The 3,681-nt window shown below is 44.7% G+C and carries 3 protein-coding genes; all 3 read right to left on the reverse strand.

Annotated features, from left to right (window positions below; translation table 11 throughout):
* Nucleotides 1-1,010, reverse strand: a 1,010-nt coding sequence (locus WEIDD23_RS06940) for a BMP family lipoprotein (RefSeq protein ID WP_242865456.1), incomplete at its 3' end; no start/stop codon positions are given.
* Between the two features lie 298 nt (nucleotides 1,011-1,308).
* Nucleotides 1,309-2,193: a DMT family transporter gene (locus tag WEIDD23_RS06945; RefSeq protein WP_242865457.1), complete on the reverse strand. Its 885-nt coding sequence runs from the start codon at nucleotides 2,191-2,193 to the stop codon at nucleotides 1,309-1,311.
* A 108-nt stretch (nucleotides 2,194-2,301) separates the two neighbouring features.
* Nucleotides 2,302-3,681: hypothetical protein (locus WEIDD23_RS06950; RefSeq protein ID WP_197458833.1), on the reverse strand; the 1,380-nt coding region annotated here is incomplete at its 5' end.

Raw genomic sequence — 3,681 nt, forward strand, 5'->3', positions numbered from 1 at the left:
AAGTTCTTAGTCACGATTGAAACACCATTTTGCTTCAATCCCAAGACAATATGCTTACCACCTGGGAAGTTGCCGGCCTTGGCCTTATCTGCAATCATGGCCAAGCCAGTTCCGACACCCTTAACCGATGACGTCAACGTGAAATTGCTCTTCTCGCCATCCTTGGCCGTATAATCACCCATATCAGACTGGTCCATATCAACACCAATTACCCAAACTTTTTGCTTGGCATCAGCATCAACCGTCACATTATTATCCTTGGCTGCCGTAAAGACACCGTTTCCAGCTGGTCCAGCCGCGTGGAAAATTACTTGCTCACCCTTTGTAATCATGGCATTCGCAATTGTCTTTCCCTTCGCTGCATCAGTAAATGAATTTGCGTATTGCACATCAACCGTCATCTTTGGATCTACCGACTTAACGCCCGCCACATAGCCGGCCTCAAAGGCATCAATCACGGCACCACGTTGGCCACCAACAAAGCCAACTGCATTGTCGCCCAGCTCTTGCGCCTTAGTTGCAGCTGCAACTCCGACCAAGTAAGATGATTCCTCTGACTTGAACGTAACCGAAGCCACGTTCTTGTACTTACTGTCAACCACATCATCAATCTGTAGGAACTTCGTGTTTTCATGCTGCTTAGCTACATTGGTCAACGCATCCTTCGTTGCATAACCAACGCCAGCAACTAGGTTGTAGTCACCTTCAACGGCCTGTGAAAAGTTTGGGGCAAAATCGGCGGCTGTCTTTGACTCAAAGTACGTGTAACCACCCTTGCCTTCAGCCAACTTATTTTCCTTACCCCACTTTTGCAAACCTTCCCATGCACTTTGGTTAAATGACTTATCATCTACGCCACCAACGTCTGTCACCATCGCAACTGAGAATTGCTTTTCCGTATCGGCATCTCCGACAATACCTGATTGATAAACGCCAACACCAACCGCTGCAATCGCCAATACGGCACCAAACAACTTAACACGACCTGAAACCATTTTAAATTCCTCCATAGATGCCTACCCTCACTGTGATAGGACTTGAATAGTTCCGGGTTTCCCAAAACGACTCGTGATTTTTGACACGTTCCTTTCGAACAACCGTATATAATCGTATATTAAACAACCAGCCACTGCAATTTGTTCGTGTTGAACAAATTGTGAAGAATGTGAACATTTGCGGAACTCCCCACCGAGACTGACTTAGCGCATGCTTTTTTAACAATCAACAAAACCCGAAGGACACTTATTTTTCGTGTACTTCGGGTTTTAATCGTTTTTATTACGGCGCGAGCAACTGTCGTTCGCAGAATTATTGCCGTTTCGTCACATTCATAATCACAATCGCGACCAACGTCAACACAATTCCCACGACTTGGAATGCCTGAAATTGTACGCCTAATAGCAACGCTGATAGGACCGTTGCACTTAGCGGCTCCAACATACCTAGCATACCCACTGTTTCTGGTGCCACTTTGCGCAAACTAGCGATGTACCAAACAAACGCCACAATTGAGCCAAAGACGACGATAAAGAATAATAGCGTTAAATCAATCGCATCAAAGTGGTAGGCTGGGTGGTACAACGGCGCATAAAAATTAGCTGCCAAACCACCAATAAACATCCCCCAACCAACTACCAAAATTGCATCATATTGTTGCAATAATCTACCCGGAATCAATGTATAAGCAACCAAGCCGATTGCGGATAGAATACCAAACAACAATGTTTTGTCATTAATTTCTAGACGGGTCAAATTACCATTCGTCACTAGTAAGACAATTCCGACCAGCGAAAGCACGACCGCAATCACTTCTTGTCGACGCGGCCATGTTTGCCGAAAAATTGCCAGAAAGATAACAATCAATGCCGGTGCCATATACTGCAACACAGTTGCCACCGCCGCATTACCATAATAGAGCGTCCGAACAAAATTAGATTGCGCAAAATAAATACCAATCAAACTAAACGCCAACAAGATACTGGCATTCTTGGGACTCCGCCAAATTTTAAAAATATTCTGGCGTCGTAGCAATGAATAAATTAATAAAACAATACCTGAAATAAATAACCGTACCGTCGTTAGCCAATCCGGTGATACGTTGATTCTTTCAAACAGGATATTTGAAAGAATTCCGTTAATCCCCCAAAATAGGGCCCCGCCAGCAGCCATGCCGACATACCACTTCTTACTCACACGCCCACCACCTAACTTATTAAAATAAAGTCTAATGTTGCCAGTATAGCACTAAAAAAGACAGGTTAATTAGCAAATTAAAGCTTCCAATTAATCTGTCTTTTTCATCTATCGTTTAAATGACCGGCCAACAATAACAACAACGATACTCAACCACCCACCTATGCTCAGCCAAATGAGTGGCCAAACATAACCTGCTGGCCGATAACTAACCTGGATTTCATTCTGACCCAGTTGTGGCACAACGCGTAGTGCACCAATTCGCGATTGCGTTGGCTGCGTTAATCGCCGGCCATTCAACGTGACTTGCGAATGTTTGTAAATAATCACTGGCAACGTCGCCTTGTGTGTTGTGGTTGCCCGCCAAGTTAACGTCATCCGATCCGACGCCTGTTTGACCTTTACATGAATCGGATTATTGATAATTTCCTGCATATAACGATCATATGCATTATCACTGGCACGAAGCCCATGATTAACAACATAGTCCGGCGTCGCTTTTTGAATATCCTGCAAGCCTGTCGCCAATGAACCAAAGCGCCAATCGGACGCAATTTGCATTGGTGTTTTGTTTGGGTTGAATTGGACATGCTTCGTATTTTTAACTAGTTGCGTGGTATGCAAGCGATGTGCATTCTTAGCAAGCATGCTGCTTGAGATTGCAACGGGAACAAGGACCACAACAATCGCAATCACGATTTTTGTGCTGCGCCGAATGCGACTCGTAATCACGACCATCGATAGTAATCGTGCTAACAAAACCACCAGCGCTAAATTACTGACCACCGCTAAGCGTGATGGAAATTGCATCGTATTTACAATGGTGGGCATTAATTGCTGAACGGCATGCCAGGGGAATTCTGCCAACGATAAGACAAAGAATAACGCCGCCAGCACTAGCATCACGCGATATTCACGTTGTAATTTTTGATAAACCAACGTGCTCCCGATAAAAATAACCACCACCCACAAAGCCAGCACACTGTAATTACGTAGACTTGGCAAGCGATCAAAGGCAACATGCATCCCCTTTTGACCAATATCAGCCGGCGTAAACGGCGTCAAAATCCGATTTGTTCCCATCACATCAAGCATGCCAACAATTACATTGGCACTCAAGATTGCATATAACCCGATTGCGCATACCAGGCGAACTAGCAATTGCCGAATAACCGACCACGGTTGTTTCATGATGCTAATCACGAAAAAAATTGCCAAGACCAATGTGGCTAGTAAGGATGTAAATAAATGTGATTGGGTTATTACCGCTAACGATACAGCTAACCCAATCCATGAAAACGTTGTTGGTTGTTTCATAAAGGCGATGCCGTAATAGATAACGTAAGGTAAGAGTGCCGCCCCGATTGCTGAGAACGCTTGGCTGTTTTGCCACTCCGTTGTTAACGGTAATGCCATATAAACAATTGCACTTAGCAAGCTGGCGTAGCGGGTCGCATCCAAATACCGAACCAGCCGATAAATGCCGAA

It is taken from the genome of Weissella sp. DD23 (assembly GCF_001579105.1).
Taxonomy (GTDB): domain Bacteria; phylum Bacillota; class Bacilli; order Lactobacillales; family Lactobacillaceae; genus Weissella; species Weissella cibaria.